This window comes from Vibrio qingdaonensis (assembly GCF_026191675.1).
GTDB lineage: Bacteria > Pseudomonadota > Gammaproteobacteria > Enterobacterales > Vibrionaceae > Vibrio > Vibrio qingdaonensis.
In genome coordinates, this window is record NZ_JAKRRY010000156.1 from 1 (window position 1) to 584 (window position 584).

A 584-nucleotide genomic window follows, 5' to 3' on the forward strand; every position below is an offset into this window, starting at 1 on the left:
TCTCGCCCTACCCATATGAAATGAATTGGTTAAAAGGGTTTGCTAACCCTAAGATGGCTAAGGCTCTCTATACTCAAGATTTTCCATTGGTCGATGTTACGGTCATCTCCGATGATGAGATAATGCAGCATCGCCGTATTGCGTTACTTGAACTTGTACAAAAGCACGCGAGGCATCGCGATATCATGGATTTCCTTGAGCCTCTGGTCACATTGCTCTTAACCGATTACACTACAGATAAGCAAGTACAGTCATTGATGAGCTACCTACTCCAAGTGGGTGAAACGAATAACCTAGAAGCGTTAATTACGTCACTGGTCTCATCAGTACCGAAACACGAGGAAACACTTATGACTATTGCAGAACAATTGCGCCAACAAGGCGAGCAACGTGGCCGCCAAGAAGGGCGCCAAGAAGGTATACAATTAGGTGAGGAAAAAGGTCGCCAAGAAGCACTCAAGGAGATGGCGCGTAAGATGCTGCTTAATGGTCTAGATCAACAAACCATTATGGATGTCACGGGATTGAATACAGACGAACTAGCACAACTTTCTCATTAGCCGCTCAAGCATAAAGGGTTGTGT

General features: G+C 45.0%; 1 protein-coding gene. It reads left to right on the forward strand.

All coding sequences use genetic code 11. From position 1 onward, the window contains the following. A partial coding sequence (locus MD535_RS25805; protein WP_265678132.1) for an Rpn family recombination-promoting nuclease/putative transposase occupies positions 1 to 560 on the forward strand: 560 nt, incomplete at its 5' end. Positions 561 to 584 lie beyond the last annotated feature (24 nt).